This is a genomic window from Brevibacillus sp. HB1.3, from assembly GCF_013186635.1.
GTDB lineage: Bacteria > Bacillota > Bacilli > Brevibacillales > Brevibacillaceae > Brevibacillus > Brevibacillus brevis_D.
On the sequence record NZ_JABMIT010000010.1, the window covers coordinates 22,343 to 48,628 of the forward strand.

General features: G+C 46.7%; 30 protein-coding genes. 20 read left to right on the top strand and 10 right to left on the bottom strand.

Going from position 1 to position 26,286, the window contains the following annotated elements; genetic code table 11:
• The first annotated feature begins 165 nt into the window (after positions 1-165).
• On the top strand, positions 166-639 hold the full coding sequence (locus HPY31_RS21270) for a GNAT family N-acetyltransferase (RefSeq protein ID WP_172142356.1): 474 nt from the start codon (positions 166-168) through the stop codon (positions 637-639).
• Between the two features lie 88 nt (positions 640-727).
• Here HPY31_RS21270 and HPY31_RS21275 read toward each other — a convergent pair whose 3' ends face one another.
• Together HPY31_RS21275 and HPY31_RS21280 are read right to left on the bottom strand one after the other, a co-directional pair.
• The gene (locus tag HPY31_RS21275; protein WP_172142357.1) at positions 728-1,408 is read right to left on the bottom strand and encodes a hypothetical protein; all 681 of its coding nucleotides are present in this window, start codon (positions 1,406-1,408) and stop codon (positions 728-730) included.
• Between the two features lie 87 nt (positions 1,409-1,495).
• Positions 1,496-2,071 carry a DUF4269 domain-containing protein gene (locus HPY31_RS21280; protein WP_172142358.1) on the bottom strand — a complete coding sequence of 192 codons (576 nt, stop codon included), beginning with the start codon at positions 2,069-2,071 and terminating at the stop codon, positions 1,496-1,498.
• A 108-nt stretch (positions 2,072-2,179) separates the two neighbouring features.
• Between HPY31_RS21280 and HPY31_RS21285 the strand changes: the two genes are divergently transcribed.
• Positions 2,180-2,665: a DUF456 domain-containing protein gene (locus HPY31_RS21285; RefSeq protein WP_172142359.1), complete on the top strand. Its 486-nt coding sequence runs from the start codon at positions 2,180-2,182 to the stop codon at positions 2,663-2,665.
• A gap of 50 nt (positions 2,666-2,715) precedes the next feature.
• Here the strand turns inward: HPY31_RS21285 and lexA are convergent, their stop codons facing one another.
• Positions 2,716-3,339 (bottom strand): transcriptional repressor LexA, encoded by a 624-nt coding sequence (lexA, locus tag HPY31_RS21290; RefSeq protein ID WP_007718939.1) that lies wholly within the window; start codon positions 3,337-3,339, stop codon positions 2,716-2,718.
• A gap of 162 nt (positions 3,340-3,501) precedes the next feature.
• On the opposite strand from lexA, the gene yneA reads away from it, so the two are divergent.
• From yneA to HPY31_RS21310, 4 genes are all read left to right on the top strand, one after another.
• Entirely contained in the window at positions 3,502-3,837 is a 336-nt protein-coding gene (yneA, locus tag HPY31_RS21295; protein WP_172142360.1) for a cell division suppressor protein YneA, read from the top strand.
• 76 nt (positions 3,838-3,913) lie between these two features.
• Complete coding sequence (locus HPY31_RS21300) at positions 3,914-4,111, top strand: DUF896 domain-containing protein (RefSeq protein WP_007718933.1); 198 nt, start codon at positions 3,914-3,916, stop codon at positions 4,109-4,111.
• 95 nt (positions 4,112-4,206) lie between these two features.
• Complete coding sequence (crcB, locus tag HPY31_RS21305; RefSeq protein WP_172142361.1) at positions 4,207-4,572, top strand: fluoride efflux transporter CrcB; 366 nt, start codon at positions 4,207-4,209, stop codon at positions 4,570-4,572.
• 38 nt (positions 4,573-4,610) lie between these two features.
• The gene (locus HPY31_RS21310) at positions 4,611-6,860 is read left to right on the top strand and encodes a HelD family protein (RefSeq protein ID WP_172142362.1); all 2,250 of its coding nucleotides are present in this window, start codon (positions 4,611-4,613) and stop codon (positions 6,858-6,860) included.
• Between the two features lie 63 nt (positions 6,861-6,923).
• Here HPY31_RS21310 and HPY31_RS21315 read toward each other — a convergent pair whose 3' ends face one another.
• On the bottom strand, positions 6,924-7,226 hold the full coding sequence (locus HPY31_RS21315) for a HesB/IscA family protein (RefSeq protein WP_015891593.1): 303 nt from the start codon (positions 7,224-7,226) through the stop codon (positions 6,924-6,926).
• 124 nt (positions 7,227-7,350) lie between these two features.
• Here HPY31_RS21315 and ltaE point away from each other — a divergent pair, with 124 nt between their 5' ends.
• The 3 genes from ltaE (at position 7,351) to HPY31_RS21330 (ending at position 10,582) form a co-directional block, all read left to right on the top strand.
• Entirely contained in the window at positions 7,351-8,376 is a 1,026-nt protein-coding gene (ltaE, locus tag HPY31_RS21320) for a low-specificity L-threonine aldolase (RefSeq protein WP_172142363.1), read from the top strand.
• Between the two features lie 231 nt (positions 8,377-8,607).
• The gene (locus HPY31_RS21325; RefSeq protein WP_172142364.1) at positions 8,608-10,251 is read left to right on the top strand and encodes a peptide ABC transporter substrate-binding protein; all 1,644 of its coding nucleotides are present in this window, start codon (positions 8,608-8,610) and stop codon (positions 10,249-10,251) included.
• 133 nt (positions 10,252-10,384) lie between these two features.
• Positions 10,385-10,582, top strand: a complete 198-nt coding sequence (locus HPY31_RS21330; RefSeq protein ID WP_015891590.1) for a hypothetical protein — start codon at positions 10,385-10,387, stop codon at positions 10,580-10,582.
• A 3-nt stretch (positions 10,583-10,585) separates the two neighbouring features.
• On the opposite strand, the gene HPY31_RS21335 is transcribed toward HPY31_RS21330, so the two are convergent.
• Positions 10,586-11,320, bottom strand: coding sequence for an alpha/beta hydrolase (locus HPY31_RS21335; protein ID WP_172142365.1), 735 nt, complete (start codon positions 11,318-11,320; stop codon positions 10,586-10,588).
• A 325-nt stretch (positions 11,321-11,645) separates the two neighbouring features.
• Between HPY31_RS21335 and pdhA the strand changes: the two genes are divergently transcribed.
• From pdhA to HPY31_RS21360, 5 genes are all read left to right on the top strand, one after another.
• Positions 11,646-12,731: a pyruvate dehydrogenase (acetyl-transferring) E1 component subunit alpha gene (gene pdhA / locus HPY31_RS21340; protein ID WP_016743455.1), complete on the top strand. Its 1,086-nt coding sequence runs from the start codon at positions 11,646-11,648 to the stop codon at positions 12,729-12,731.
• Between the two features lie 3 nt (positions 12,732-12,734).
• Positions 12,735-13,715 carry an alpha-ketoacid dehydrogenase subunit beta gene (locus tag HPY31_RS21345; RefSeq protein ID WP_016743456.1) on the top strand — a complete coding sequence of 327 codons (981 nt, stop codon included), beginning with the start codon at positions 12,735-12,737 and terminating at the stop codon, positions 13,713-13,715.
• Between the two features lie 101 nt (positions 13,716-13,816).
• Entirely contained in the window at positions 13,817-15,205 is a 1,389-nt protein-coding gene (locus tag HPY31_RS21350) for a dihydrolipoamide acetyltransferase family protein (RefSeq protein ID WP_172142366.1), read from the top strand.
• A 6-nt stretch (positions 15,206-15,211) separates the two neighbouring features.
• Complete coding sequence (gene lpdA, locus HPY31_RS21355) at positions 15,212-16,621, top strand: dihydrolipoyl dehydrogenase (protein ID WP_016743458.1); 1,410 nt, start codon at positions 15,212-15,214, stop codon at positions 16,619-16,621.
• A gap of 122 nt (positions 16,622-16,743) precedes the next feature.
• Complete coding sequence (locus HPY31_RS21360; protein WP_015891584.1) at positions 16,744-16,905, top strand: aspartyl-phosphate phosphatase Spo0E family protein; 162 nt, start codon at positions 16,744-16,746, stop codon at positions 16,903-16,905.
• On the opposite strand, the gene HPY31_RS21365 is transcribed toward HPY31_RS21360, so the two are convergent.
• A complete protein-coding gene (locus HPY31_RS21365; RefSeq protein WP_172142367.1) occupies positions 16,900-17,655 on the bottom strand; it encodes a hypothetical protein in 756 nt (251 codons plus the stop codon). The two genes, HPY31_RS21360 and HPY31_RS21365, sit on opposite strands and share 6 nt — an antisense overlap.
• Positions 17,656-17,784: 129 nt before the next feature.
• Complete coding sequence (locus tag HPY31_RS21370) at positions 17,785-17,934, bottom strand: hypothetical protein (RefSeq protein WP_015891582.1); 150 nt, start codon at positions 17,932-17,934, stop codon at positions 17,785-17,787.
• Between the two features lie 234 nt (positions 17,935-18,168).
• Here HPY31_RS21370 and HPY31_RS21375 point away from each other — a divergent pair, with 234 nt between their 5' ends.
• Complete coding sequence (locus HPY31_RS21375; RefSeq protein WP_142496709.1) at positions 18,169-19,026, top strand: HEPN domain-containing protein; 858 nt, start codon at positions 18,169-18,171, stop codon at positions 19,024-19,026.
• A gap of 38 nt (positions 19,027-19,064) precedes the next feature.
• Complete coding sequence (locus tag HPY31_RS21380; RefSeq protein WP_172142368.1) at positions 19,065-20,636, top strand: ABC-F family ATP-binding cassette domain-containing protein; 1,572 nt, start codon at positions 19,065-19,067, stop codon at positions 20,634-20,636.
• A gap of 44 nt (positions 20,637-20,680) precedes the next feature.
• Here HPY31_RS21380 and HPY31_RS21385 read toward each other — a convergent pair whose 3' ends face one another.
• Positions 20,681-21,196 (bottom strand): DUF6886 family protein, encoded by a 516-nt coding sequence (locus tag HPY31_RS21385; protein ID WP_172142478.1) that lies wholly within the window; start codon positions 21,194-21,196, stop codon positions 20,681-20,683.
• 37 nt (positions 21,197-21,233) lie between these two features.
• The gene (locus HPY31_RS21390; protein WP_172142369.1) at positions 21,234-22,304 is read right to left on the bottom strand and encodes a phosphodiester glycosidase family protein; all 1,071 of its coding nucleotides are present in this window, start codon (positions 22,302-22,304) and stop codon (positions 21,234-21,236) included.
• A gap of 134 nt (positions 22,305-22,438) precedes the next feature.
• Here HPY31_RS21390 and HPY31_RS21395 point away from each other — a divergent pair, with 134 nt between their 5' ends.
• The 3 genes from HPY31_RS21395 to HPY31_RS21405 all read left to right on the top strand — a co-directional run bounded on the left by HPY31_RS21395 (position 22,439) and on the right by HPY31_RS21405 (position 24,170).
• Positions 22,439-22,582, top strand: coding sequence for a hypothetical protein (locus HPY31_RS21395; protein WP_016743464.1), 144 nt, complete (start codon positions 22,439-22,441; stop codon positions 22,580-22,582).
• A gap of 151 nt (positions 22,583-22,733) precedes the next feature.
• A complete protein-coding gene (locus HPY31_RS21400) occupies positions 22,734-23,978 on the top strand; it encodes a DEAD/DEAH box helicase (protein WP_172142370.1) in 1,245 nt (414 codons plus the stop codon).
• Positions 23,979-24,014: 36 nt separating this feature from the next.
• Positions 24,015-24,170, top strand: a complete 156-nt coding sequence (locus HPY31_RS21405) for a hypothetical protein (protein ID WP_007718860.1) — start codon at positions 24,015-24,017, stop codon at positions 24,168-24,170.
• A gap of 33 nt (positions 24,171-24,203) precedes the next feature.
• On the opposite strand, the gene HPY31_RS21410 is transcribed toward HPY31_RS21405, so the two are convergent.
• A complete protein-coding gene (locus HPY31_RS21410) occupies positions 24,204-25,034 on the bottom strand; it encodes a serine/threonine protein kinase (RefSeq protein ID WP_253901892.1) in 831 nt (276 codons plus the stop codon).
• Between the two features lie 122 nt (positions 25,035-25,156).
• On the opposite strand from HPY31_RS21410, the gene HPY31_RS21415 reads away from it, so the two are divergent.
• The gene (locus HPY31_RS21415) at positions 25,157-26,272 is read left to right on the top strand and encodes a DUF3900 domain-containing protein (protein ID WP_172142372.1); all 1,116 of its coding nucleotides are present in this window, start codon (positions 25,157-25,159) and stop codon (positions 26,270-26,272) included.
• Positions 26,273-26,286 lie beyond the last annotated feature (14 nt).

Consider the following 26,286-nt stretch of genomic DNA (forward strand, 5'->3'; position numbering starts at 1 on the left):
AATCGTTGAACGCAACAATGCGGTGTGGTTGTTAAGGCAACGAAAAATACATATCCATATGAATAAATGAACGTAAACTATCGGGGGAACGATGCTACAATAAACAAACGAGACGCGGCTACCGGCATGATTCGGTAGCCACGTTATACTATAGGGGGAGTTTTAATGCTACTTCGAAGATTTCATGAGACGGATATTGACCAGATCATCCCTTTATTTTATGAGACCGTACATACCATAAATAAGCAAGACTACACGCTAGAACAAGTAAATGCTTGGGCTTCCCTCGCGGATTTGACGCAGAGGAAAGAGGTCTGGTTGAAAGCTCTAACGAGTAATATTTCCTATGTTGCTGAAATGAATGGTTATATCGTGGGCTTTTCTGACATGAGTTTACAAGGTTACCTGGATAGATTATTTGTTCATAAAGAGCGTCAGGGGCAAGGAATTGCTTCAGCATTGGTAGATACACTTGAATCTGAAGCCAAAAAATTAGGTCTAATCGAAATAGAAACCGATTCGAGTATTACCGCTAGACCCTTTTTTGAAAGAAAAGGGTACATCGTAGTAAAATCGCAAATTGTTGAACGCAAAAGCACTAAGCTAATGAATTTTAGAATGAAGAAAAGTTTATGCTAACAAGAGACGAAAGCTGAATACAAAAAAACAAAAAGTCGGTAATCTCGAGAACAGGAAGCTGGTTACGTCGGCCAGCTGAGTGCCCTGATTACTCTTTAAATGAAACCATAGTAACATTCTGATCTTTTTCGTTCACCGTTAAAACAACCTCACTTGCATAACGTGAGAGAAATAGGAGAAAGGGGGATTCTAGCAGGTTGTCACTGAGCACCCAGTTCATGGGGGATATAGAGACCTCGTCACTCGTTTTGAATGGTCTACTAATAAAGTCCCAGAGCCTTTTGTGATCCGGTTGGGGAAGGTAGGTAGTCTGCTTGATAAAGGAATCCCTGTCTATTTGGAACAGCTTTACGTTTAGGCGATTACTACGCTCACATTTTCTCTGTAGGTAAAAATCGCTTACCAGAGGATCAATCTTACTTGTATGTATGACCGATTCGATAAAAGAACTCTTTATATTCGGCTTTAAGTCCTCCAGCCTGATTTCCTCCATCTTTCCATTTGTGCATATTCCCCGTACTTTCGTAAACAGGCTTGTGAAATTGACGGAAGCATACTCTTCTATTTCGGGATCGTTGTGGGCCGGAATCCGATAAGCAGTATGCTCATGAACAACAAAAGGGGCGATGACCCATTGTAGGACGATATCATGGATAAAATCTGGAGGCTCCTGAAGCCCACTTGACTCGAATCTCCTAAATGAGATGTCGACGCTTGTTTCTACCCGAATCTCTCCAGAGGGGAACGGTATCTCTATCAGCCAATCCATATAGGATGTCCTCCTTAATGATCAGTTGCAACACCAGTCGCTGTTTACCCCTTATGATTCCAGGAAGTTGATAGATCTGCTAGCAGATTAATCCTTTCGTAGGAGCTGAACTCTTTGGCGTAATTCCTGTTCGGTCAACGACTCCAATTGCAACAAGGCCTCATACGGATCATCACCCGGAATATGAAAGTATCGAGCAAATGCAGGCTCTGTTTTGAGTCCGTCTTGCTTCAGAGCCCTGATATGTATACAAGCATCCAAGCCCCCTATATCTAACAATCGTGCTTCGATGTCCATATGACGATAAGCATTTTGCTTTTCGACTGCAACTGGTTGAGCAAACAATTCAAACCAAAAGCTAGCTGTGAAAAACGAAATAACGCACGTGGGAATCCCTTTTAGATCGAGTTGTGTCACTTCAAAGCTGGTTAAGCAGCCAAACGCTTTACGAACAACCTGCTCAAACTGATTCAGATCATGACTCTCGCAAATAATATCCAGATCGCTTTGCTCAACATCAATGTCCAATGGGATGGTTCCGGCAAGCACTGGACGGTAATCGGCTAGTACTTCCAGGATATGCGTCTGTTGAATCGCTTCCCACGCCGCTTTTTGGCGCATCGTTCCTCTGCTCAAGTAAGAGAGATCATGCCAATTTTTCATGAAACTACCCCCATGTCTACTTTCTTTTAAAATAGTGTAGACAAAAGTGAATAAGTGCGCAACGAAATTGGTAGTCACTCGTATACCTAAATGAAGGGAGTGTAGTGGATGGAAATACTTTTGTGGGTCGTGGTTGTGTTATTGTTCCTGTTAAGCATCGCAGGAATTTTTTTACCCGTTTTACCTGATACGATCTTGCTGTGGGCGGGCTTTTTGCTCTATCACTTTTTTATTGCAGATCCGGGAGCGGGATTGCCGACATCCTTTTGGTGGGGAATGGTCGTTCTAAGCATTCTGCTTTACGGTGCTGACTTGCTGACGAACATGTACTTCGTGAAAAAGTACGGGGGGTCCAAGTGGTCGTCTATAGCTGCAGCCGCCGGAATTATCCTCGGGATTTTCGTCTTCCCACCGTTTGGTATGCTGATCTTGCCGTTCGTATTCGTCGTTCTCGTAGAGTTGATGGTGCAGAAGCAATCGATGGAGCGAGCAGTGAAAGCGGGAGTAGGCTCACTAATTGGATTTTTGGGCAGTGCGGTCGTAAAAGTCATCTTGCAAGTTACGATGATCATCTGGTTTTTTATCGCCAGATAACATATAGAAAACAAAAGGGACAGCCGAGGCTGTCCTTTTTTACGTGGAAACTAGTGAATGAGGCGATAGACACCAATGACTTTACCGAGAATGGTGACATGCTCCAGAATGATCGGTTCCATCGTGGCATTTTCCGGTTGGAGACGGAAGTGGTTCTTTTCTTTGAAAAATCTTTTGACGGTCGCTTCATCTTCTTCTGTCATGGCTACGACAATGTCACCGTTGTTCGCTACGTGCTGTTGGCGAACAATGACGTAGTCTCCGTCGAGAATCCCAGCATCAATCATACTATTCCCGGAGACGCGCAGCATGTAGACCTTGTCGGAAGTCACGATATTGTCTGGAAGTGGGAAGTATTCTTCCACATCCTCAATGGCTGTAATGGGCTGTCCAGCTGTTACTTTTCCGATTACTGGCACACGGACGACAGAGTCTTCGAAATTGTCTTGAAAACGATCTTCATCTGAAAGCAATTCGATGGCGCGAGGTTTGGTAGGATCTCGACGAATGAGGCCTTTTTTCTCTAAGCGTGCCAAATGACCATGTACTGTTGAGCTGGAAGCGAGTCCGACAGCCTCTCCAATTTCACGTACAGAAGGCGGATATCCTTTATCACGAACTTCCTTTCGTATGAACTCGATGATGGCTTGTTGTCTACTCGATAATTTTGACATAGAAAGACACCCCTGATTCCTCGAACATATTTTCCTATATTATACCATGGGAGCTTGCGTTCGACAAACATAAGTTCGTTTCGTTGTTGACATGAACATATGTTCTCATTTATGATGAGCTTACAAGAGAACAGAACGTATGTTTGTAAGGAGGCCATTATCATGAATTCATCGACAGTACGTAATCGTTTTGAGAAGAAAGAAGAACGTCGTGTTCGTTTTGGTATCACGAGAGGTCAAGCACTCTTGTTTCTTATTACATTTACTCTCTTTTTTTACTTATTGACCGAACTAGTGTTTGCTGCTTCGCCAATGGACGAGCCACAAGGCATAGAAGTAATCGTACAATCCGGAGATAGTCTATGGTCGTTAGCCGTTCGCTACTCAGATCAGCATACGGATGTGCGTGACTATATCATAGAAATCAAGGAAGCGAACGGTTTGGATAGCAACTGGATTTACCCGGGTCAGACTCTGATCATGCCTGATATGCCGTAAGTGTTCGGCTGTCTTGCGGGATTATTCGAATATGGTATAATGAAGCGGCACTACTACAGAGTGGGAGGAACCAGCAGTGGTATCTGACGCAGAAATTAAACGCATTAATGAATTGGTCAAAAAATCTCGCGAAGAAGGTTTAACCGAAGAGGAAAAGCTCGAGCAAAAAGCATTGCGCCAAAAGTACATTGACGCCGTTAAGCTTTCACTGAGAGCAAATTTGGATTCCATCCGTTATGTGGAAGACCTTGAAGAAAATAAGCCAAAACAGTAAGATAACAATTACTGATACGACAGACATCCTCGCTTGACGCTAGGGTGTCTTTTTCTGTGACATACATAACGCTTTGATTGCCAGGGGGGAAAGCGATGGCGTGGATAGCTGTGGCGGTTGGCGGAGCAGTTGGCTCTCTAGTGCGCTACCTATTGTCTTTACTCGCAAATCAGCCGGAATGGCCGTGGGGAACCTGGATCGTCAATGTTTGTGGATCCTTGATCATTGGCATCTTGTTCGTGCTAGGGAAAGAACGGGGCATTTTATCTCCAACACTCTATCTCTTATTTGCAACGGGTGTCATGGGAGGATTTACGACTTTCTCTAGCTTCTCCTTGGAAGTGGTCACTTTTTGGGGAGAAGGACATCTGTTGCGGGGCACTTTATATGCCCTTCTCAGTTTGGGAGTCGGTCTACTTTCATGTGCTGTTGGAATATGGCTGGCCAGGCAATGGGCCTGATACGTTCAAAGACACGATACATGTGAGGGGGAATGAAGGTGAGTACACAGCATCGTGATTATGAGTTGGAACAAAAAAAGCTGGATGAAACCATTTCAGCTATTGATGAAGAAATGGAGCAGATTCGCAATGAAATTCGCGAGGCAACTGATGACTATGTGAAACAGGTCGTTAACTCTAAAAAGGCAAAGGATTTGCGCTACCTGGAAGATCAGGGGCGAGAGAAGCCTTATTTCGGCAGAGTGGACTTCTTGAAGGATGAAATCTACGAGCTGGATCAGGTCTACATAGGAAAACGGGGAATTGTACGCAGCGATACATTTGATTCTGTCGTCGTGGATTGGCGTGCGCCTATCGCCAGTCTTTATTATTCCGGTGAGAGCAAAGACGCGTTTTATCGGATGGGGCGCGAGATCGTTCGTGGTGAAGTTCGATTAAAGCGTAATTTTGCAATTGAAGACGGAAAGATCGTCGGCATCTATGATGGAGCGGTAAAGGAAACGATTAACCGCGAAATGGGACATCCTGACGAGTTTTTGCAGGAGGGCTTCATCGATGAATTTTTGGCAGCCAATCTGAATCAGGCGAACGATAGCAGGCTAAAAGACATCGTCGCTACCATTCAATCCGAGCAAAATGATATTATTCGGGCGGAAAAAGAACGGCCGATTGTCGTGCAAGGCGTCGCGGGGAGCGGAAAAACGACCATTGCCCTGCACCGACTCTCCTATTTGATTTATAACTTCCAGGATTCCATGATGTCCAAAAAATTCATGGTGTTTGCACCAAACCGGATGTTTCTTACCTATATATCCGAGGTTTTACCTGAGCTGGGAGTCGAAGACGTTCAACAGTCTACCTTTGTAGATTGGGCAGCGCGTCTTGTGAAGCCTCTGCTGCCAAAAGGATGGAGAATCGTGAGTCCTGATAAGCCTCTTCAATTGTTCTTCGAAGAGGGACAGGATGAGCGCCAGCAAGAAATGACGCGAAACAGGCTTCGCTTCAAAGGATCGCTCGCTTGTCGGGAGGCGCTGGAGCAATACATTCGGCATATCGTCGAAACGAGAATCCCTTTTAAGAAACTAAGCTTTTTATACAACAAAACAAAGCAAGTCTTTTCCATTCCAGGTGATTTTATTCGCCAATGCTTCCTGGAGCAATTCGCCAATATGCCGTATCATCGACGGGTAGAAGCGCTTCGCAAGCATTTGAAGCAAGAAATGAACAAGCAATTATTTGCCCATTTACGAGAACGAAAAGTCGATTTGGATAAAGAAGGCTTGTACAAATTCGAGAAAATGCTGGAGCAAATCCTGGATACGTACCTGACTTCGTTTCCAAGACTGGAAATCTTCGCAGCTTATCGCGAGCTGATTGCTGACAAGGAATTGCTGCGCAAACTCGCACCTGCTGACATTTCAGACGAAGTTATTCGTGATGTGACTGAGTCAAGTGCTGCGCTGTTTGCAGAGGAGCGATTAGAGCCCGAAGATATCGCGCCATTGCTATACTTGCAGCATATTGTGGAAGGAATGAATAAGGCGGAGCATTTTGATCATACGGTCGTGGATGAAGCACAAGACTTGAGTGCGTTAGAAATAGCTGTCATTGCATTGGCAACCAAGCGAAACTCGCTCACGATCGTGGGAGATATTGCGCAAGGCATTCATAGCTACAGGGGAATTCATGCCTGGGAAGAGTTGACGAAGGGGATATTTGCACAGCTGTTTCCTTCCTATTATACGTTGTCGCAAAGCTATCGTTCGACAATTGAGATTATGCGCTGTGCCAATGAAGTGTTGCGGCAAATTGAATTGCCCGAGACGGTATTGGCAAAACCGGTTTTGCGTCATGGTGAAAAACCAATCATGGTCAAGGCTCGTTCACGAGCGCAACTGTGGGAGGACATCTCTTCGCGTGTGGCAGACTACCAGTCGGAAGGCTTCAAAACGATTGCAATCGTAGCGAAAACGATCCAAGCGAGTAAAAAAGCACATAAAGGCCTGCAAGACAAGATAGCTGATCTGACTCTGTTAGGCAGCAAGGATAACCAATTTCCGGGTGGCGTAACCGTCATGCCTGCTTTTTTAACAAAAGGCTTGCAGTTCGATGTGGTCATTTTGCTGGATGTGGACGCTTATCAAAATAATGAATGGGATGCAAAACTGTTGTATGTCGCGATGACACGTCCAGTCCATCGGCTTGTTATGACACAGGCTGATGACGTTTCTTCACCGTTGCTAAAAGATTTACCGGCAGTGCTGTACACCATGGCTACTGACGAATAAGAATCGACTCATCAAAGAAAACCCTCTGCCTGTACAAAAGCAGAGGGTTTATCTGTATCATGCTTAGTGGTCGCCTGTGTTACCTTTAGAAGGATTCGTAATCACAAAACCTTCTTGTGGCAAGAAGAGGTAATCAATGACGACGCCATCCAGCAATGGCTCATCCTTTTTCACGATCACATCGATCTCTTTATCTGTGGAGATCACTACATCTTCTTCTGTTGGCTTGTCCAGAGCGAGTCCGTAATGTGCATGGTCACCGTGAGCGTGTGTAATATAAACGCGCAGTTTCAACTCTTTGTCTTCTTCTTGCTCGATGATTGGAGCCAATTGCTTGGCAGCGTTACGAGTGATTTTTAGTTTCACAGGTCAAATCCCCTAACTGTATATAAGTTACCCCTCCATCTTAGCAAGAGGGAAATCAGGATGCAATGTTGAAAGTGTTACGATATGTCTAGAGAATGACAACAGGGTGGAAGGAGAGTCATCTATGAAAATCGATTTGCGCAGTGATACCGTTACAAGGCCAACCGAGGAGATGCTTCGGGCAATGGCGGAAGCAGAGGTTGGGGATGATGTTTACCGGGAGGACCCAACTGTCAATCGTTTGGAAGCGATCGCAGCTGAAATACTCGGAAAGGAAGCTGCCCTGTTTGTAACAAGTGGCACGCAAGGTAATCAGGTCGCAGTTTTGACGCATTGTGTCAACGGAGATGAAGTCATTGCGGAAGCGGATTCACACATTTTTTACTATGAAGGCGGCGCAATGTCGGCATTGGCTGGCGTGCAAACACGGACGCTAGTTGGCGAACGCGGTGCTCTGCGTGCAGAAGAGGTAGAGAGAGCAATTCGGGGCAACAATATCCATTTTCCTCGGACAAAATTGATCTGTCTCGAAAATACACATAATCGCGCGGGCGGGGCGGTAATCTCTGTTGCGCAAATGAAGAGCGTCTATGATAGCGCGCAAAAACACGGGATTCCCGTTCATTTAGACGGTGCTCGCCTCTTCAATGCGGCTGTGGCACAAGGGGTTGCAGTCAGTGAGCTAAGTGCTTTTGCCGATACCGTTCAGATTTGCTTGTCCAAGGGCCTGAGTGCTCCAGTTGGTTCCATTTTGGCTGGTGATCGTGCGTTTATCGAAGAAGCGAGATGGTGGAGAAAAAAATTAGGTGGCGGGTTACGTCAGGCCGGATATTTGGCAGCGCCGGGCATCATTGCTCTGACACAAATGACCGAACGGTTGGCAGGAGACCATGAACGGGCACAGCAATTGGCAAAAGGCTTGCGCCAGCTATCGCTTCAGGTGGAGCAAGTCGAGACGAATATCGTGCTGGTGAATACGGGCTCGATTGGACAGACAGCTGTCGCCTTCTTGGAACGTTTGGAGGAAAAAGGAGTGCTCGCGGTCGATTTTGACGAGTATGTCATTCGCTTTACGACGCATCGACACATTAGCGATCAATGTATCAAGACCGTTGTGGAAGCAGTAGAGGAATTATTGGTAACGGTGTAATCGTTTTGTTTCAACCACTTGTAGCCAGTCGAAAAGAAGGACTGGCTTTTTGCTTTGTTGTAATATTTAATTCTAAATAATTAGACAATTTGTACAAAATAAACGTCTATACGCGATCAGTTTTTCGCCATACCGTCTGATTTGTTTCGTCTACACCTGCGTTATCATGGTAGTGTGATAAAGCGAAAGTACTTACCGGTGTATGGAATCGAATCAAGGGGGATGGTCTCGATGAGAAAGAGGAAGAGCTTCATTTTGAGCTGTTTCTTGCTGCTTCAAGTTTTAACAGGATGTAGTACAAGTGAAACGGGGGTAACGAACAAACCGAATGATCAGGCATCTCAAACAGCGCAGCCAACGGGAAAAGAGATGGTTTTGAATTGGAACGCAGACGGCGGAGAGCCTCCGACAGCAGATCCCGGACTTGCTTCCGATGGTACCTCCTTTGATGTCATTACTGCCTGTTTTGAAGGACTGACTCGCTATGGACCAGATGGGAAAATAGCTAACGCAATTGCCGACAGTTATACGGTATCCGAGGATTTGACGACGTACACATTCAAATTAAAAACGAATGCGTTATGGAGCAACGGAGATTCGGTAACCGCCCATGACTTTGAGTTCGCCTGGAAAAGAAATCTCGACCCGAAGACAGCGTCCGAATATGCCTATATGCTTTATTTCATTAAAGGGGCAGAGGAGTTTAACACAGGGAAAGGATCGCATGAAGGTGTAGGGGTTAAAGCATTAGATGATTTTACATTAGAGGTCAAGCTCAATTCGCCAGCTCCGTTTTTTTATGAATTGACGGCTTTCCCGACATTGTTTCCTTTACATAAAAAGACCTTGGAGGCACATCCGGATTGGGCAGCGTCTCCAGACAACTACGTAGGCAACGGCCCATTCAAAATGGAGCTGTGGGAGCATAAAAACAAATTGGTTCTTGTGAAAAACGAGAATTATCATGACAAAGATGCTGTGAAACTCGACAAAATCGTCTGGAGCATGATTACCGATACCAACACAGCTCAAGCGTTGTTTGATTCTGGTGATTTGGATTGGGGAGGGCATCCAAGCTACGTGCTGCCCGTCGACGTGATTCCCGCCTTGCAGGACGAAGGAAAAATCGTAATGGCTCCGTATCCGAACACAGTTGCCGTTACCTTTAATACAACCGTGTCCCCATTTACGAATAAAAAGATTCGACAAGCCTTCTCGTATTCGATCCAACGGCAGCCTTTGGTAGACGGAATTGTGCAGTCAGGGGTACCTGCGGCTTTTGCATGGGTTCCGCCCTCCATGCAACTTAGCGGAAATGACTATTTTCAAGAGGATGTAGAGAAGGCGAAACAGTTATTGGCTGAAGGGTTAAAGGAGCTGGGGCTCTCGACGATGCCTACCGTGACATTCACGTATGGTTCAGGTGACGATCGTCAGAAAAAGCTGGCTGAAGTGCTTCAAGATCAATGGAAAAGAAGCTTGGGTGTTGATGTAAAAATCAGTGGCTTGGAGGAAAAAGTATTTTTACAAAACAAGCGCTCCAAAAACTATCAGTTTGCCTACCGAAATTGGGGTGCTGATTTTAACGACCCCATCAATTTCCTGGAAATTTTCAAGGACAAAACGGTGGGGACGAACGACGCTGCTTGGGAAAACGACAGATACCGGGAGTTAATCGTCCAAAGCTACTTGGAAAAAGATTCGACGAAGCGTAATGCGATCATGCGTGAGGCGGAGACCATTTTAATGGAGGAAATGCCGATTGCCCCTGTGTATTATGGCGCAAGACCGTATATAAAAAATGACAAAGTCAAAGGATTTTTGATCAACCCGTTTGGAGGTAGGGATTTTAAATATACAACTATCGAACAATAAAAAAGAGTCTTGCCGTATCCGGAAACTTGGAGAGCGGCGAGGCTTTTTTTGGTTCCATTCGGCTAACTCACTTGTGTGTAATTCAGAGCCGCCAATGAAATACTATAGCTATCCAACATAGGGGAAAAGAGGGATGGATATGATCTCGGCTAAAGAGCGAGAACGCATTCTCAATCAAATGAAACGGGACGAGAGCAAGATTGTCAACATCGTCCTAAACGACGCCAATCAGGTTGCGGGCGAAATTGAAAAAGCCAACCACCAAGGCATTTTCCTGGTGGATGGCCGGTACTACGGATACGAGGACATCAAAGAAATCAATGGCTCGTAATGGTTACAGACGGGGAGGTGGGAAGAAATAGCGCAAGGCGTCAGGCAACTCTTTTTGCCACAAACCCCAGACGTGATTCCCTGGTTTTTCTCGATAGGACAAGGTTGCTTGTTTGGCCGTAAGAATCTGTTTTGCCTCGCGATTCCAGTGCACGAAATCGAAAGTACCCGTGCTAGTTTCTACAGCGGTCTCATCGAGGCCAACGACCATCCAGATTCGCAGCCAAGATAGACTATCCTGATCCAAAAGTGGATCGAGTGTTGTTTGGAAAAACGCCCCGGACAACGCGAGTACTTGTGGAAAGAGATCGGGACGTTCCAATGCGAGATGCAAAGAAACAGTTCCACCCAAAGAATCTCCTGCCAGTATACGTGAACCAGGATCACGGCGCACAGGATAACGCTCCTCTATGTAAGGAATCAGAGCTTCGGTGAAAAAGCGCTGATAGGCTGCATTTCTCGACCCCGATGGAGAATACTCGCTCGTGCGCTTGTTGCGATCGACGGAGACACCGACGACGATGTAGGGTTCGATACCTTCCTCCAGAATCAATTGATTAGAGATGGTCGCGATTCGTCCCATCGTAAAAAAGTCGTTCCCATCCTGGCAATACACAACAGGGTAAGAAAGAAGCTCATTGTACCCCGGCGGTAGGTATACTTTGACCGAGCGGGGAGTGTCCACGTGGATGCTAGGCACTTCTTCTTTCATGATGGTTCGCTTTACATAATCAGACATCGATTCACACTCCCTGATTGCTCAAATAAAAAACTTAGCCTTGAAAAAAACTGATACAGCTTATATAGTAAATGATAACAGAGAGGAAATAAACCCTGTAATATCAATACTGTAACACATTAAACAGGTATTTTGACTGCAATATAACAGGGTGTTGCAAACGGCGCTGTAAGCCCTTTCTTGCACCATGCAACTTTCTTCTGGATTTTATCAGGGTCACTTCCGCCGCGAATGGCATTCGTCGCTTATCGAGCAGATGCTCAGATAGATGACAAAGGGCAACGCGGAAAAGGATGTCCCTTATTCTAGTGACGAGGTGAATGTGATGAGCGTATCCACTGCTGTTGAACAAACAGAGAACAACGCCCCGCTGCAAATTCTTGCCCCGGATGGTACGGTTGTTCGTCCTGACTTGATGCCTAAGCTCTCCGATGATGAATTGCGTGAACTGATGCGTAAAATGGTATTTACCCGCGTATGGGACCAACGCGCAATCAGCTTGAACCGCCAAGGTCGTCTTGGTTTCTATGCACCAGTAGCTGGTCAAGAAGCAAGCATGATCGGTTCCGAGGCTGCTCTTTCCAAAGAAGACTTTGTCCTGCCTAGCTACCGTGATATTCCACAAATGGTATGGCATGGCTACCCTATGCACAAGGCATTCCTGTACTCCCGCGGACACATCGAGGGTGGCAAAATTCCTGAGGGTGTAAACGTATTGATGCCACAAATCATCATCGCGGCTCAATGTACACAAGCAACAGGTGTTGCAATGGGTTACAAGCTGCGCGGTGAAAAGAAAGTGGCAATCAACTACTTCGGTGACGGTGCAACTTCCCAAGGTGACTTCTACGAGGGTATGAACTTTGCAGGTGTATACAAGCTGCCTGTTATCTTCTTCTCCCAAAACAACGGTTATGCGATCTCCCTGCCGTTCGAAAAACAAACGGCTTCTGAAAATATCGCAGTCAAAGCAGTAGCGGCTGGTATTGCTAGCGAACGCATTGACGGTATGGACATTCTCGCGGTTTACTACGCGGTTCAACAAGCAAAAGAGCGCGGCGTGAATGGCGAAGGTGCGACTCTGATCGAAGCAATGACGTACCGCTATGGTCCTCATACCATGGCTGGTGACGACCCAACTCGTTACCGTACAGGTGAAGAGCAAAGCGAGTGGGAACTGCGCGATCCACTGATCCGTTTCCGCAAGTTCCTCGAAGCAAAAGGCCTCTGGAGCGAAAAAGACGAAGAAGCTGTCATCGAAGAAGCGAAAGCAGCTGTTGCGGACGCAATCAAAAAAGCGGACGAAACGCCTAAGATGAAAGTTTCCGAACTGATCGATGTAATGTTTGAGACACTGCCGCCTGCACTCGAAGAGCAAAAGGCAGAATTCCTGGCGAAGGAGTCGAAATAAGCCATGGCACAAATGACAATGGTTCAAGCCATTACGGATGCAATGCGCGTAGAGCTGAAACGCGATGAAACCGTTCTTGTCTTCGGTGAAGACGTAGGTAACAACGGCGGGGTGTTCCGTGCAACAGAAGGTCTGCAAGCTGAGTTCGGAGAGAAACGCGTTTTCGATACGCCACTCGCTGAGTCCGGAATCGGCGGTTTGGCTGTTGGTCTTTCCGTAAACGGCTTCCGTCCAGTAGCAGAAATTCAGTTCTTTGGTTTCGTATTTGAAACGTTCGATGCTATTGCATCGCAAGCTACTCGTATGCGTTACCGTTCCGGCGGTCGCTTCACGAGCCCAGTTACATTCCGCTCCCCATTTGGTGGTGGTGTGAAAACGCCTGAGCTGCATGCTGATTCTTTGGAAGGCTTGATGCTGCAAACTCCGGGTCTGAAAGTGGTTATCCCTTCCAACCCGTATGATGCAAAAGGACTGTTGATCTCCGCGATTCGCGACAACGATCCAGTTGTATTCCTCGAGCACATGAAGCTGTACCGTTCCTTCCGTCAAGAAGTTCCAGAAGGCGAGTACACGATTCCACTCGGCAAAGCAAACGTAGTAAAAGAAGGTAGCGATGTTACCATCATCACCTATGGTGCGATGGTGCATACCAGCCTGAAAGCAGCAGAAGAAATCGAGAAAGCGCGTGGAGCAAAGGTAGAAGTAATCGACCTGCGCACCATCAGCCCACTCGATATCGATACAATCGTAGCTTCTGTGAAGAAAACAAATCGTGCGATTGTGGTTCAAGAAGCACAAAAAACGTCTGGTGTTGCGGCAGAAATCATTACGCAAATCAACGAGCGTGCGATCCTGCACCTCGAAGCACCAGTACTGCGTATTACAGCACCAGATACCGTTTACCCGTTTGCACAAGCAGAAGATGTATGGCTGCCTGACGTAAAACGCGTAGTAGATGGTCTGACTCAAGTCCTCGATTTTTAATTGAGAAACGGACATAATGGCGGAAAAGTTGAAAGCTTTCCGCCTTCTTTTGGGAAATATAGGCTTACTACTATGGCGAAGTGTTATAAGGAGGAGATACTGTGAGTCGTTTTACATTCAGACTCCCGGAGCTCGGTGAGGGTATCCATGAAGGCGAAATCGTCAAATGGCACGTACAGCCCGGAGATTCCGTAGAAGAAGACCAAGTCATCATGGAAGTACAAAATGACAAGGCGGTTGTAGAAGTACCATCGCCTGTTAAAGGGAAAGTTATTGAGCTGAAAGTAACTGAGGGTACGGTTTCCGTAGTCGGCGATCCACTGATCGAGTTTGACGTAGAAGGAGAAATTCCGAACCTGCCAGACCATGGTCATGGCGATTCCCACGCTGCTGAAGCGGCACCAGCGCCTCAAGCTGCAGACAAAATGGAGCCAGGCTGCGACATCGGTTCCCAAGTGAGTGCAAATGCGAACCAAACTCTGGAAACGCCAATGGCACAAGCAACTGCAACAGCAGTAGCGGCACCAATTGACCGTAAGCATGTGTTGGCTACACCTTCCGTTCGTAAATACGCTCGCGAAAAAGGCGTTCAATTGGCTAACGTACCTGGTACAGGCAAATTGGGTCGCATCACACGCGAAGACGTAGATCGCTTCGTATCTGGCGGAGCAGCAGCACCAGCTGCACAAGCAGTGGCAGCTCCAGTAGCAACTGAGGCTCCTGCAGCTGCAACAGGTGTAGCACAAGCAGCAGCGGCTCCAACTGTTCACCACACACCTCAAGCAGGCGAGCTGGAAGAGCGCGTTCCGCTGAAAGGTATGCGTAAAGCAATCGCCAAAGCAATGGTGAAATCTGCTTACACAGCACCACACGTAACGATCTTCGACGAAGTGGATGTTACAGCGCTTGTCGCTATGCGTAAAGATGCGAAGCCACTTGCTGAAGAGCGTGGTGTGAAGCTGACTTACCTGCCTATGATCGTGAAAGCAGTTGTAGCTGGTCTGAAGAAATTCCCAGAACTCAACGCTTCTATCGACGATGAAAAACAAGAAATCATCTTTAAAAAATACTATAACATCGGTATTGCTACCTCGACAGAAGAAGGCTTGCTTGTTCCAGTTGTGAAATCCGCTGACAGCAAATCTATCTTCCAAATCGCAGGCGAAATCGGCGAGCTGGCGAAGAAAGCACGCGACCGCAAAGCGACTGCTGACGAGCTGAAAGGTTCTACTTTCAGCATCACAAACATCGGTTCTGCGGGTGGTATGTTCTTCACGCCGATCATTAACTATCCAGAAGTAGCTATTCTGGGTGTTGGCCGCATTAGCGAAAAACCGGTTGTGAAAAATGGAGAAATCGCGGTAGGTCAAATGTTGCACCTGTCCTTGAGCTTTGACCACCGCTTGGTTGATGGCGAACCTGCACAGCGTTTCGTCAACTACGTGAAGCAGCTCCTCGAAAACCCAACGCTGCTCGTCATGGAGGGATAAGAGACAATGGTAGTAGGTGAATTTACTACAGAGGTTGACGTACTCGTAATCGGTGCTGGTCCAGGTGGATATGTTGCAGCGATTCGTGCAGCTCAACTTGGTAAAACAGTAGCTGTCGTGGAAAAAGCTGAGCTGGGTGGCGTGTGCCTGAACGTAGGTTGCATCCCTTCCAAAGCGATGATCCACGCTGCACACACATATGAGCACACACAACATACAGAATCCATGGGTATCACCATGGAAAATGTAAAAGTGGATTTTGCTAAAGTACAAGAGTGGAAGAGCGGCATCGTGAAGCAACTGACTGGTGGCGTAGGCTCCCTCTTCAAAGGCCACAAAATCCAGGTAATCCCTGGTGAAGCGCTGTTCGTCAGTGAAAATGAAGTACGTGTATTCCACGGTTATGATGTCAACCGTTATCGCTTCCAGCATTGCATCATTGCTACTGGTTCGCGTCCAATCGAGTTGCCTGCATTCCCGTTTGGCAAACGCGTAATGTCTTCTACTGAAGCGCTGTCCTTGACTGAATTGCCGAAGAGCCTTGTGGTAATCGGCGGCGGATACATCGGTATCGAGCTTGGTACTGTGTTCGCGAAGTTTGGTACAAAAGTTACGATTTTGGAAGGTTCCGATCAAATCTTGCCAGGGTTTGAGCCAGACATGCCACGTTTGGTGGAACGCAAGCTGAAAAAGCTCGACGTTACCATTCATACAAAAGCATTGGCACAAGGAATGGAAGAGACAGAAAACGGCGTGATCGTAACTGCAGAAGTAAAAGGCGAGCAACAAAAAATCGAGGCGGAATACGTACTCGTTACTGTTGGACGTCGTCCGAATACAGATGAACTCGGTATTCGCGATATCGGCATGAACATGACTGACCGTGGGCTGATCGTTGTCGACAAGCAAGGACGCACGAGCATTCCTAACGTGTACGCGATTGGGGATATCGTAGCAGGTCCTGCATTGGCTCACAAAGCTTCCTACGAAGGTAAAGTTGCTGCTGAGGCGATTGCTGGCCATCCTGCTGAAGTTGACTACAAGGCGATTCCAGCGGTTGTATTCTGCGATCCAGAAATCGCAAGCGTTGGAATCAATGAGAAAGAAGCAAAAGAAAAAGGCATCGACTACATTGTAGGTCGTTTCCCATTCGCAGCAAACGGTCGCGCTCTGTCTGTAAATGCAGGCGAAGGTTATGTGAAGCTGATTGCAGAAAAAGAAACGAATCTCGTATTGGGTGCACAAATCGTTGGTCCAGAAGCATCCAACATCATCGCAGAGATCGGATTGGCGATTGAAATGGGTGCAACACTCGAAGACATCGAGCTGACCATCCACGCACATCCAACACTGGGTGAAGTAACAATGGAAGCTGCTGAATTGGCTCTGGGTCGTCCGATCCACGTCATGAAATAAGAAGTCGGAAAAGCCTTGTGCCGGGAATGGGTGCAAGGCTTTTTCTTCCACATCTTCCCCTTTCCACCTGATCATAAATAATGTAAAATAGTGGGAGACAACGTTAGGTGGAGGTCTGCAGCATGGAAATTACGAGTCGGATGATTGATGACTTGCGATTAAAACTAGAGCGCGCAGCAAAAGATGCAGGTTACAATTTTCTTGACCCTGAAATCGTGAGAATCAGCCAACAATTAGATAAATTAATTGTCGCACATATGCAACATGAAAAACGCCCTTCATGAGGGCGTTTTTGGTTGAGTGGGTACTTCTGAGATGGAATAAAGCAAATGGGCATTCCAGCCCTTTTTCGTAAGCGTGGGTTCTTGGGCATAATAATAGCTAGGATATAAAATCAGGTGCTGCGCATCATAGCTAGGACCAGTACTCGGACAGGTAAGCCGATGAGTTTCTGTATCATAGGCAATGGTGGGAGAAATGGATTGCAGATAGGTAGTAAGGGATTTAATTCCTTGTAAAGAGTAATAAATCCGTTCCGCTTCACGAACAAATTTTGGAGCAATCGCCTCCCAATTCGCCTCAAAAAATAGCTGCCAATAAGATGAAACGAATAGGCTGAAACGGCCTTTCACATAATCAGCATCTTCTTCTAAATCGAAGGCAACTACAGGCGCATCATGATGCAATATCCACTCCTCCAAGATCGGTTTTATACTACGCACAAAATGATCGGTGGGAAGTGTTACGAAGTACTCATATTGATCATCGACAGCCATTACACCTTTTGTATGTAAGGGGTCAAAAGAGTCAGGGATCCCATATCGAAAGAGGGGGACAAAATAGCCCCATTCTTTTAAAAGACGGGCAGACTCAAACTGCTCTACTTTTTCTTCCGTCCAATACGCAAATCGCTCGGGAGGTGTCTCTTGGGCAAGTGTATACAAACTAGCAGCCATCTCGTACAGCGGAGAAACACTATAGCTGATCAAATTGGAAAGAGGGCTATGGTTGCCCGGAAGTGGAATGGTGATCATCTTCACTTAACCTCCATCAAGGATACTAAATTTATCATAGTGCATCCTTGTGGGACAATTCAATCATTTTTGATGTAAAAAAAAGGAAGGGTAGAGGCACCTGACTGCTATGGAGCCAGGTGCCATTCCTTATCCTTCTCGTGTTTGAATGGAGCGAGAATGATTTTGCTGCTTCACTTTTTTCGAGCCGGGCTGGGGTTCGCCAGTCTGTTCTAGCGGGCGGGCTACATTATTGTAAGTTTGATGCGGATTTTCATCTAGAATATGGTCCTTTTCCATAAAATCAACTCCTTCTTTACCTAGTTTGGCGTAAACACATGATGACGAATCATAGGAAATGCTGGTATTCTATAATGAGGTTGTTGCAAACAGGTATGGTAAGGAAGCATGTCCACATTTAGAAGGAATTGATATGTTGTCAAAATTACAGAATGGCACGATACTGTTTATAGAACATAATATTTATTATGTAAACAATAAACGAGCTCTGCTGGTCTGGAAGGAGCGAGAACTATGCCAGTCTTAATCGCCCCCGTATTCAATTCAACAACAGCACAGCCCGTTCGGATCGATTTGCCTAATTCGTACACGCTCATATCTGGCGCGAAGAGGCCATATGAGATCGCATCTCGTTTTTTACGCAATGAGATGGACGAGAACAAGCGAACCTTTGATTTGCGTGTAGATCCCAGCAGTTTATTTTTAGTTGGGGATCACGAAGAGATGAAAGTAACGGATGATCGGGTTTGGATTGAAGAAATCGAAAATAAGCTGAATCTAGCGTGCACAACGGGGACTTGTTCGATTCCTTACATCATCACCGTCAATGGCAATATGTATGGTATTACGTATTTAAAGCGATCGCTTGATGGTGACAAGTACTCATTTGATGATGAAACAGCGGGTATTTTTACTTCATTAGTGGAACAGAAGCTGCCATCCCTTGCTTTTCGTCGCTATGCGCTCTCACTGGAGAAGAAAAACTACGAGGATCAGTTGTTGGATCTGTGGATTGCATTAGAATCTTTATTCGTTCCCGATGGCAAAAAAGGCGAGATTACCTATAAATTGCGTGTCCGAATGGCGTACTATTTTGGAGAAACTGCTTTGCAGCGTGAACAGATTGCACAGTTTGTAAAAAAATCGTACAATCATCGCTCAGAGATTGTGCACAGCGGAAAGCTGTTTGGTGACAAGCTGGCAAAAGAAGTCACGATTCTGAGGGCGATGACAAGAGCCGCGATTTTGAATATCGCCGGGGAAAGCATCAACCTTCAGGATATGCGTGTCAGGCTGGACGAATTGGCATTTACAGGCGAATCTTATGTGGCAAGGTACGCTCCTACTTTTTTTGAAAGAATTTTGTTGTAAGCCTCATAGAGGAAACAGATCAGGAGGAAGAATAGAGCATGAGTGTTTTGATTGTAGAGAATTTGTCCCATGGTTTTGGGGACCGTGTTTTGTTTCGCGATGTATCTTTCCGTTTGCAACCGAATGACCGTGTAGGACTCGTAGGCGCAAATGGTACCGGAAAATCAACGATGATGGGGATTTTGACAGGTCAAAACTTGCCTGATAACGGTCGCATTGAATGGATGCCCAAAATCGAATACGGGTATTTGGACCAGCATACCAAGCTGCAAGCTGGTAAAACGATTCGTGACGTACTCAAGGATGCCTTCCTGCCGTTGTTGGAGCAAGAGGCTGAACTGATGACGATTGGTGAAAAGATGGCTGAGGCATCTCCAGAGGAACTGGAAGAATTGCTGGAGCGCATGGGCGAAATTCAAGACAAGCTGGAAACGAGCGGCTTTTATTTGATCGATGCAAAAGTAGATGAAATCGCCAACGCTTTGGGTTTGAGTGCAATCGGTTTGGAGCGCGATGTTGCATCCCTCTCCGGTGGTCAGCGTACCAAGGTTCTTTTGGCAAAATTGCTGCTGGAAAAACCAACTGTTCTGTTGCTGGATGAGCCGACAAACTACTTGGACGAAGAGCATATCGTGTGGCTGAAAAACTACTTGAAGGAATATCCTTACGCTTTCATGCTGATTTCCCATGACACGTCCTTCATGAACGAAGTCGTGAATGTGATTTATCATTTGGAATTTACCAAGTTGAATCGCTACACAGGGAACTACGAATCCTTCCTGGCACAGTCTGAGACAAAACGCAGTCAGCACTTTGACGCATTTGAGAAGCAGCAGGAAGAAATCGCTAAAATGGAAGACTTTATTGCGCGCAATAAGGCACGTGCGTCTACTACCGGCCGCGCGAAGAGCCGTCAAAAGCAGCTCGATAAAATGGATCGCATCGACAAGCCGGAGACGGCTGCGAAACCTTCGTTTATCTTTAAGGAATCCCGGGCAAGTAGCCGTTTTGTCATCGAGGCTGAAAACCTGGAGATCGGATATTCGCATGCATTGCTGCCAAAGCTTAGTGTGAAGCTGGAGCGCGGTGAAAAAGTAGCGATTGTCGGCATGAACGGTGTCGGTAAGTCTACTCTGCTGAAAACGTTGCTGGGTGTGATTCCTCCGCTGGGTGGAAAGCTGGAGAAAGGTGATTTCCTCCATCCTGCTTACTTCGAGCAAGAAGTTAAGGCGAAGCCAATTACTGCACTTGATGATGTATGGAATGAATTCCCTTCCATGAATAACCATGAGGTTCGCGGAGCGCTGGCACGTTGTGGCTTGAAAAATGAGCATATTAATCGTAACATGAACGCTCTGTCCGGGGGCGAGCAAGCAAAAGTTCGTCTCTGTAAATTACTGCAACGCGAAAGCAACTGGCTGGTATTTGACGAGCCGACGAACCACTTGGATGTCGTCGCCAAGGAAGAGCTCAAACGCTCCTTGAAGGAGTTCAAGGGGACTGTCCTTCTCGTATGCCACGAACCTGAATTTTATGAGGATTGGGTTACACAGACGTGGGATGTTGAGAAATGGAGCTTGGAGCAGGCAAAAACACCAATTAAATTGTAAAAGCAAAAACAGGCAGCCACCATCGGGTGAGACTGCCTGTTTTTTTATGTGAGCGACGCATTCCGCATACGGATCATGGAAAAGTGCAGACTGCTTTGTAGCAATGAATCTCGGAGCGGCATCAACGAAGGGGTAATTCGCAATTCAATATCCGATTGGCTAAGACAGTGTACGAGGTCACCTAATGGCCTTACGTCTAGTGGCAAAACAGTTTCCTCTGACAAATAGTAGCCTGCACCTTCGTCCCAGCTATAAAAAGATTCTGGAGAGAAGGTATATTCATACAGCGCTGTTTGTGTAAGCGCGGGATACCATTTGCTTTCGATCGCAATAACCATTTTGGCGCTCGTCAAGCCAAGAAAGCGCTCCACGTCTGCCGGTTCAGAATTTGCTTTTTTGTAAAAGCAAATCCTCGGGCAATCTCGCGGTAAATAATACATTGGAGCTCGTTTTTCATCAATCGCCCATACAGCCGGTGGAAGTGCGGGGTGAGAGGGGTGCGCACGTGGCTGAAAAATCGTAATGGCCGGGTCTTCACTATAGTGAAACAATTTGACCATCAATCTGAAACCTCCTTAAAATCACCTTAGCCATTTTCTAAAAAACTGCCCACGCATTTGGCAAATAGCGGCCTCGATGATAGGGAGAAGACGTCTTCGTGATGGCCTCACCATTGTGCAGCATCATGGAGCTGGAACCTCCGTCCATAGCCATTGCCGTAACCACACCTCGCTCAGCCAATAGCTCCGCCATGTCGTTCATACTTGCCCCGATGGAATGCCCGGGTTGGCGACCGTCAATGACTGCAAATACAATCGTCCCGTCTTCTTTTTGTCCAATCGCGGTACGCGGTTGAATGCCCCAACTCTTGGCAGGCTTTCCTTCAAACATATTTTTCCCGTTTACAATTAACTGCGGACGGAAGCTCACAGCGTCACGCACGCCCATATTCACGAGTTGTTCGGCCGAATAGCTGCCCGTAATCAGTTTACCGTCATAGGTAAGCCCTAACGCAGTTTCTCCGCTTCTCGGGTTGTAGCTCTGCAAAATCTTTCCGTCGTGGATGACGACGCCGTAAGCTCGTGCTCCTTTGCCGTAGCCGTCTGGGTCGGCGAATCCACTCGCATTGACAATCCCGATGGCTCCTGTTTTCTTTACAAACTCATCGAGCAAATCTCCACGGTCCTTGCGATTCGTGACGACGAGCCGTACTCTGCTCGGGTCGCTAATGTACATGACTTTTCCTTTAAAGTAATAACTGCCTTTCGAGACTTCAATATCCTCGATCTCGATTAGCTCTTTTGGTTTCTCGGGAAGTGTAACGGTTACCAGATTCGATCCTCTTGGAATAGCAGGTCCTGCCATGGCTGAGCCTGTATCCTCAGAATTGATAACGGTCGGATGTGTAATTTGCTCCTTTAGTTCTTTCAGTTTTTCATCGGGTAAAAATGTATAAGGGGCCCAGTAATCGTGCTGGGTTGTCAGCAAAGTACCTGCCGCCCACTCGCGTAATTCTACGCCGTTTTTCGTTCCAAATAAAAAAATAATTCCCAGAAGAGCCAAGGTTGTAAAGGTTAAGGCTGTGCCAAGCATCCATTTCTTAACCCAACGCCATGGTCTTTTGCGGTTGGCTCGCTTACGTGAGCGAGTCCGAGACAACGTCTCCATTCATGATTCACATCCATCTAACAAATTGTACTAGAGTTATCATTCCTATATGAAGAGACGCATGACCGGGAAAAAGGTTTCAGGAAAATAATATGTGATCAGCCTGGTCAAAATAAGAGCAGGGGGTGATAGGTGTGCGTGACTATGATGCGGCGTTTCAAAAGGAAGTAGAGGAGTACATGGAAAGTCCAAAAGGGACACGTAACCAAACCACCAGCCGGGACCGTCAAGACCAGGGTGAGAAGCAGGAAACCCGTTTCGATTCCAATAACGGGTAGAAGGAAGGTCAGGCGAAGTCCAATGCGGATTTCGCCTATTTTTTTTATCTGGAAAAGGACCTTGACTCACGAGGACTGGCTTACCTCTGTATTCTACCTGCAAAGTGTGGTAAGCTTACCCAATGCACGACTTTATGCCAGGAGGGTTTTTGTGAGCACCACGTTTGCAGATTTACAAATTAGCGCACCGCTGTTGACTATATTGCGAGAGCGAAAAATGGAAACACCGACACCAGTACAGAGTGAAGCCATCCCGTTGATTTTGGCTGGTCGAGATGCCTTGGTGGAGTCTCCGACAGGGACAGGCAAGACGTTTGCTTATCTACTGCCGATTTTATCGAAAGTCAATATGGAGCAAAAAGATGTACAGGCCATTGTGCTTGCACCGACGCATGAGCTCGTTGTTCAGATTGCGCGGGAAGCAGAAAGCCTTCTGCCAGGGAAGGACACGGCCGTGTTGTCCATTATTGGCGGTGTCGATGTGAAACGCCAAATCGAGAAACTGAAAAAGAAGCCTGTATTGATCGTAGCAACACCAGGAAGGCTCTTGGAGCTGATTGAGCAGCGCAAGCTAAAGGTCCATGAAGTGAAGACAGTTGTTGTCGACGAGGCAGACCGTATGCTGGATGCAGGCTTTGGCAAGCCAGTCCAAGAGGTTATGAAAAAAACACTGCGTGATACGCAACGACTGTTATTCTCAGCGACAATCGCAGAGGAAGTCGTACATACGGCTGAGATATTTACAAAAGACGCTGCAGTTATTCGCGCAGCAGCACCAGAAGGCGCCGCTGGAGTAGCGCACATGTATTTGGTCACCGATCCACGCAAAAAGGTGGATACTCTCCGGCGTTTGCTGCGCCTCGTCAATGTTCGCTCCTCCATTGTTTTTGTCAACCAAATCGAAAAAGTGGACGAGATTGTATCGAAGCTCAATTACCATCATTTGCCGTGCAGACTCTTGCACCGTGATGCTACGAAAGAAGAGCGTGCCCGCACCCTGCAACAATTCCGGGACGGAGCATTCCCCGTGTTGATTACGACGGATGTATCGGCACGTGGCATTGATATTCCAGGTGTGGAATGTATTGTGCATTATGATCCTGCATCAGATGCGGATACGTACATTCATCGCAGTGGCCGAACTGGGCGAATGGGACGTGCCGGACTGGTATTTTCGATCGTTACGCCACAGGAACAGTTCATCGTCCAAAAATTTTCCAAGCAAACAGGCTTGCCTATCGCTGAAAAATTCATGACCCACGGAGCGCTGGAAGATCCGCGTCCTGTACGAAAGCCCGCGCCAGCACAAAAGTCAGGAGCTCCAGCCAAAAATGCGAGCCCTGCCAAACGGAATCAAAATCGTGCACATAAGAAGGGCAGCTTTGGAACAAAGTAGGACAAGAAGCACACAACTTGTCTGCAGGAGGTTTCCATGCGCAAAGATCGGTTATATGAAGAGGATTTGCTGGTAAATGGCACAGTTGGTGGAGAAGTTCTGACGAAACACGAACGACAAGTGCTACGCCAGGAAGCAGGGGAACTGAAGGAAAAGATGGAACAGGCGAAACAAGAGCCGATTGCCGAATGAAGGACGAAGAAGAGCAGGGAGAATCCGTGAGGTCTACGGATGCCCTGTTCTTTTTTTATGGGAGTGGATCAAATAGCGATTTAGCTCTTCTAGCCAGTCCTGAACGCTCTCATAAGGGGCGTCCATTTGTAACAAACGCCGAATCATTATGCGAATCGGAGGAGATAAAGAAAGCTCCTCTTCCCAGCTTTTTTCTGGTGCGTCTGGTTCCGATTCGTATCCTGAATAGAGCAAAAATAAAAAGAAATGTCCTAATGCATACAAATCACTGGAAGGAGCGACTTCACGCTTCAATTGTTTTTCAGATGGGTAGGCAAACAGGGTATCAGCTGTGTAAGTCGGTCGATCACCAACGAACCTGGCGAGGCCAAAATCAATCAAGTACGGCTTGTCCCCTTTCCAGATGACGTTGGGAATCCGTACGTCGCGGTGAATCACATTTTGTTTATGGAGGTAGGCCACGAGCTCCCCGATTTGGCGGATCCATTGGGCGCATGTTTGCTCATCAGCCACGATGTTTTGATCAAACAACATGTCTTCGAGTGTTGGGCCTGCTAGATAAGTCATGACTATAAACGAGTCTTGCCGGTAAGTAAAGGAATCCAGACAGCGAGGGATTTGCGGATGCGAGAGGGACATCAGCACCTTTTTTTCATACGCCTGCATGGCTTCTCCTTTTGGTGTGTGACGCAGGCTTGGTTTCACTTGCTTTAGCACAACCTGATTACCTGTAGGGTTGTGCGTTGCGAGATAGGCAATCCCGTAGCTTCCCATCCCCAGTACTTTTGTTATTTCATAGTGTCCTGCCAGGTGGCCGGGCCGATATGGTTTATCGCGTATTTTTTCGTTCCACCATGACTTCATACGAGTCCACATTGTCTGATTTTCCCCTCCTCCCTTCATCTTATCATGATTTGAAAAAGCTGACCTTTTTTTCAATAGGTTTGCTATAATCAGTTCGTTACATGCAGACAGGAGCGAAGGGTATGAATTTTACAATTGACTGGTTATCCTTTTATCTGATGGAACAGCCTGAAGAAGAGGATGGCATAAAACAAGTGCGGATGACGCGCTATTTGGGCCATGATGAATATCAGAAAAGCGAGCTGAAAGATTTTCTCGATGGGGAATTCGCCCGAATTGCGAAAAGAAAAGTCGAGATGAATCCAAAGACAGAAGGCACGCCGACAAAACTGGGTCAATTTGTGCTGGAGCCTGGACATCCATTGGACTCGAACCCCAACTATGCCCTCTTGAATCGATTGTTGGCAGCGGAGACACCAGGGGAGAGCAAGGAGCCCTGCCAGGAGTTGATTCAGTCGTATTTGCGAACCTCTCAGGTGAGAGGCGGGGTCATGATTGTGGTGCGGACGAGGCTCGATCTGATTGATGAGCGCTATGTCTTTATTTTAAAATGCGATTTCGAACAAAAAACAGCAGTCATCACAGACGAGAAGAGCCTCATATCGAATGTGCGCATGGCGATTAACGCCAAAAACATGAAATCGCTGATGTATCCGTATATGATCGAATCGGGAATGAATGATCCTTATCACGTGAAAATTCATCAGTTCTCCCATGCACGGTATTTCGAGGAATTTCTTCGTTTTATCGAGTATCCGCAAACGATGACACAGATCGTTTCTGAAGAAGTCATTTCATTGGCGAGACAGCACATTGAATATACGTATCCCGAAGCGTCCGAAGAGCGGGTACGGGAAGAGGAAGCCATCGAACTCATTGCCGCAAGTCCTAAGCGGGAGCTCGCAGAAAAATGGGAGCATGAGACTGTGATGGAAGCGATGCAAATCATTACAGATCGCCAACCAGAGGTCGAGTTGAAGTTCAAGCTGGATCATATGCAGATTCGCACATTATTGGCCGATTACGGTACCAACCTGCATATCGCCAAAGTAAACGGGCGTTACCTGGTATTGTTAGAAGGCGAGCAGCTACAATTCGAGCGTGGCATGTCCCCTGTTGAGTTTTTAAAGCCAAAGGCATTGACGGACATCGTGAAAGAAATCGAAGAGCGAAGCCAAAACGTTGCGTATACCCCAATGAGCACGCCAACGGAGGACGACGATAATCCACCTTGGTAATAAACGAGGAAGGG

What these genes read in the sequence shown, in the direction of transcription:
- HPY31_RS21270 (WP_172142356.1), top strand. Translation starts at nt 166, where the DNA reads ATGCTACTTCGAAGATTTCATGAGACGGATATTGACCAGATCATCCCT.
- HPY31_RS21275 (WP_172142357.1), bottom strand. Translation starts at nt 1,408, where the DNA reads ATGGATTGGCTGATAGAGATACCGTTCCCCTCTGGAGAGATTCGGGTA.
- HPY31_RS21280 (WP_172142358.1), bottom strand. Translation starts at nt 2,071, where the DNA reads ATGAAAAATTGGCATGATCTCTCTTACTTGAGCAGAGGAACGATGCGC.
- HPY31_RS21285 (WP_172142359.1), top strand. Translation starts at nt 2,180, where the DNA reads ATGGAAATACTTTTGTGGGTCGTGGTTGTGTTATTGTTCCTGTTAAGC.
- lexA (WP_007718939.1), bottom strand. Translation starts at nt 3,339, where the DNA reads ATGTCAAAATTATCGAGTAGACAACAAGCCATCATCGAGTTCATACGA.
- yneA (WP_172142360.1), top strand. Translation starts at nt 3,502, where the DNA reads ATGAATTCATCGACAGTACGTAATCGTTTTGAGAAGAAAGAAGAACGT.
- crcB (WP_172142361.1), top strand. Translation starts at nt 4,207, where the DNA reads ATGGCGTGGATAGCTGTGGCGGTTGGCGGAGCAGTTGGCTCTCTAGTG.
- ltaE (WP_172142363.1), top strand. Translation starts at nt 7,351, where the DNA reads ATGAAAATCGATTTGCGCAGTGATACCGTTACAAGGCCAACCGAGGAG.
- HPY31_RS21325 (WP_172142364.1), top strand. Translation starts at nt 8,608, where the DNA reads ATGAGAAAGAGGAAGAGCTTCATTTTGAGCTGTTTCTTGCTGCTTCAA.
- HPY31_RS21330 (WP_015891590.1), top strand. Translation starts at nt 10,385, where the DNA reads ATGGATATGATCTCGGCTAAAGAGCGAGAACGCATTCTCAATCAAATG.
- HPY31_RS21335 (WP_172142365.1), bottom strand. Translation starts at nt 11,320, where the DNA reads ATGTCTGATTATGTAAAGCGAACCATCATGAAAGAAGAAGTGCCTAGC.
- pdhA (WP_016743455.1), top strand. Translation starts at nt 11,646, where the DNA reads ATGAGCGTATCCACTGCTGTTGAACAAACAGAGAACAACGCCCCGCTG.
- HPY31_RS21345 (WP_016743456.1), top strand. Translation starts at nt 12,735, where the DNA reads ATGGCACAAATGACAATGGTTCAAGCCATTACGGATGCAATGCGCGTA.
- lpdA (WP_016743458.1), top strand. Translation starts at nt 15,212, where the DNA reads ATGGTAGTAGGTGAATTTACTACAGAGGTTGACGTACTCGTAATCGGT.
- HPY31_RS21360 (WP_015891584.1), top strand. Translation starts at nt 16,744, where the DNA reads ATGGAAATTACGAGTCGGATGATTGATGACTTGCGATTAAAACTAGAG.
- HPY31_RS21365 (WP_172142367.1), bottom strand. Translation starts at nt 17,655, where the DNA reads ATGATCACCATTCCACTTCCGGGCAACCATAGCCCTCTTTCCAATTTG.
- HPY31_RS21370 (WP_015891582.1), bottom strand. Translation starts at nt 17,934, where the DNA reads ATGGAAAAGGACCATATTCTAGATGAAAATCCGCATCAAACTTACAAT.
- HPY31_RS21375 (WP_142496709.1), top strand. Translation starts at nt 18,169, where the DNA reads ATGCCAGTCTTAATCGCCCCCGTATTCAATTCAACAACAGCACAGCCC.
- HPY31_RS21380 (WP_172142368.1), top strand. Translation starts at nt 19,065, where the DNA reads ATGAGTGTTTTGATTGTAGAGAATTTGTCCCATGGTTTTGGGGACCGT.
- HPY31_RS21385 (WP_172142478.1), bottom strand. Translation starts at nt 21,196, where the DNA reads ATGGTCAAATTGTTTCACTATAGTGAAGACCCGGCCATTACGATTTTT.
- HPY31_RS21390 (WP_172142369.1), bottom strand. Translation starts at nt 22,304, where the DNA reads ATGGAGACGTTGTCTCGGACTCGCTCACGTAAGCGAGCCAACCGCAAA.
- HPY31_RS21405 (WP_007718860.1), top strand. Translation starts at nt 24,015, where the DNA reads ATGCGCAAAGATCGGTTATATGAAGAGGATTTGCTGGTAAATGGCACA.
- HPY31_RS21410 (WP_253901892.1), bottom strand. Translation starts at nt 25,034, where the DNA reads ATGAAGTCATGGTGGAACGAAAAAATACGCGATAAACCATATCGGCCC.
- HPY31_RS21415 (WP_172142372.1), top strand. Translation starts at nt 25,157, where the DNA reads ATGAATTTTACAATTGACTGGTTATCCTTTTATCTGATGGAACAGCCT.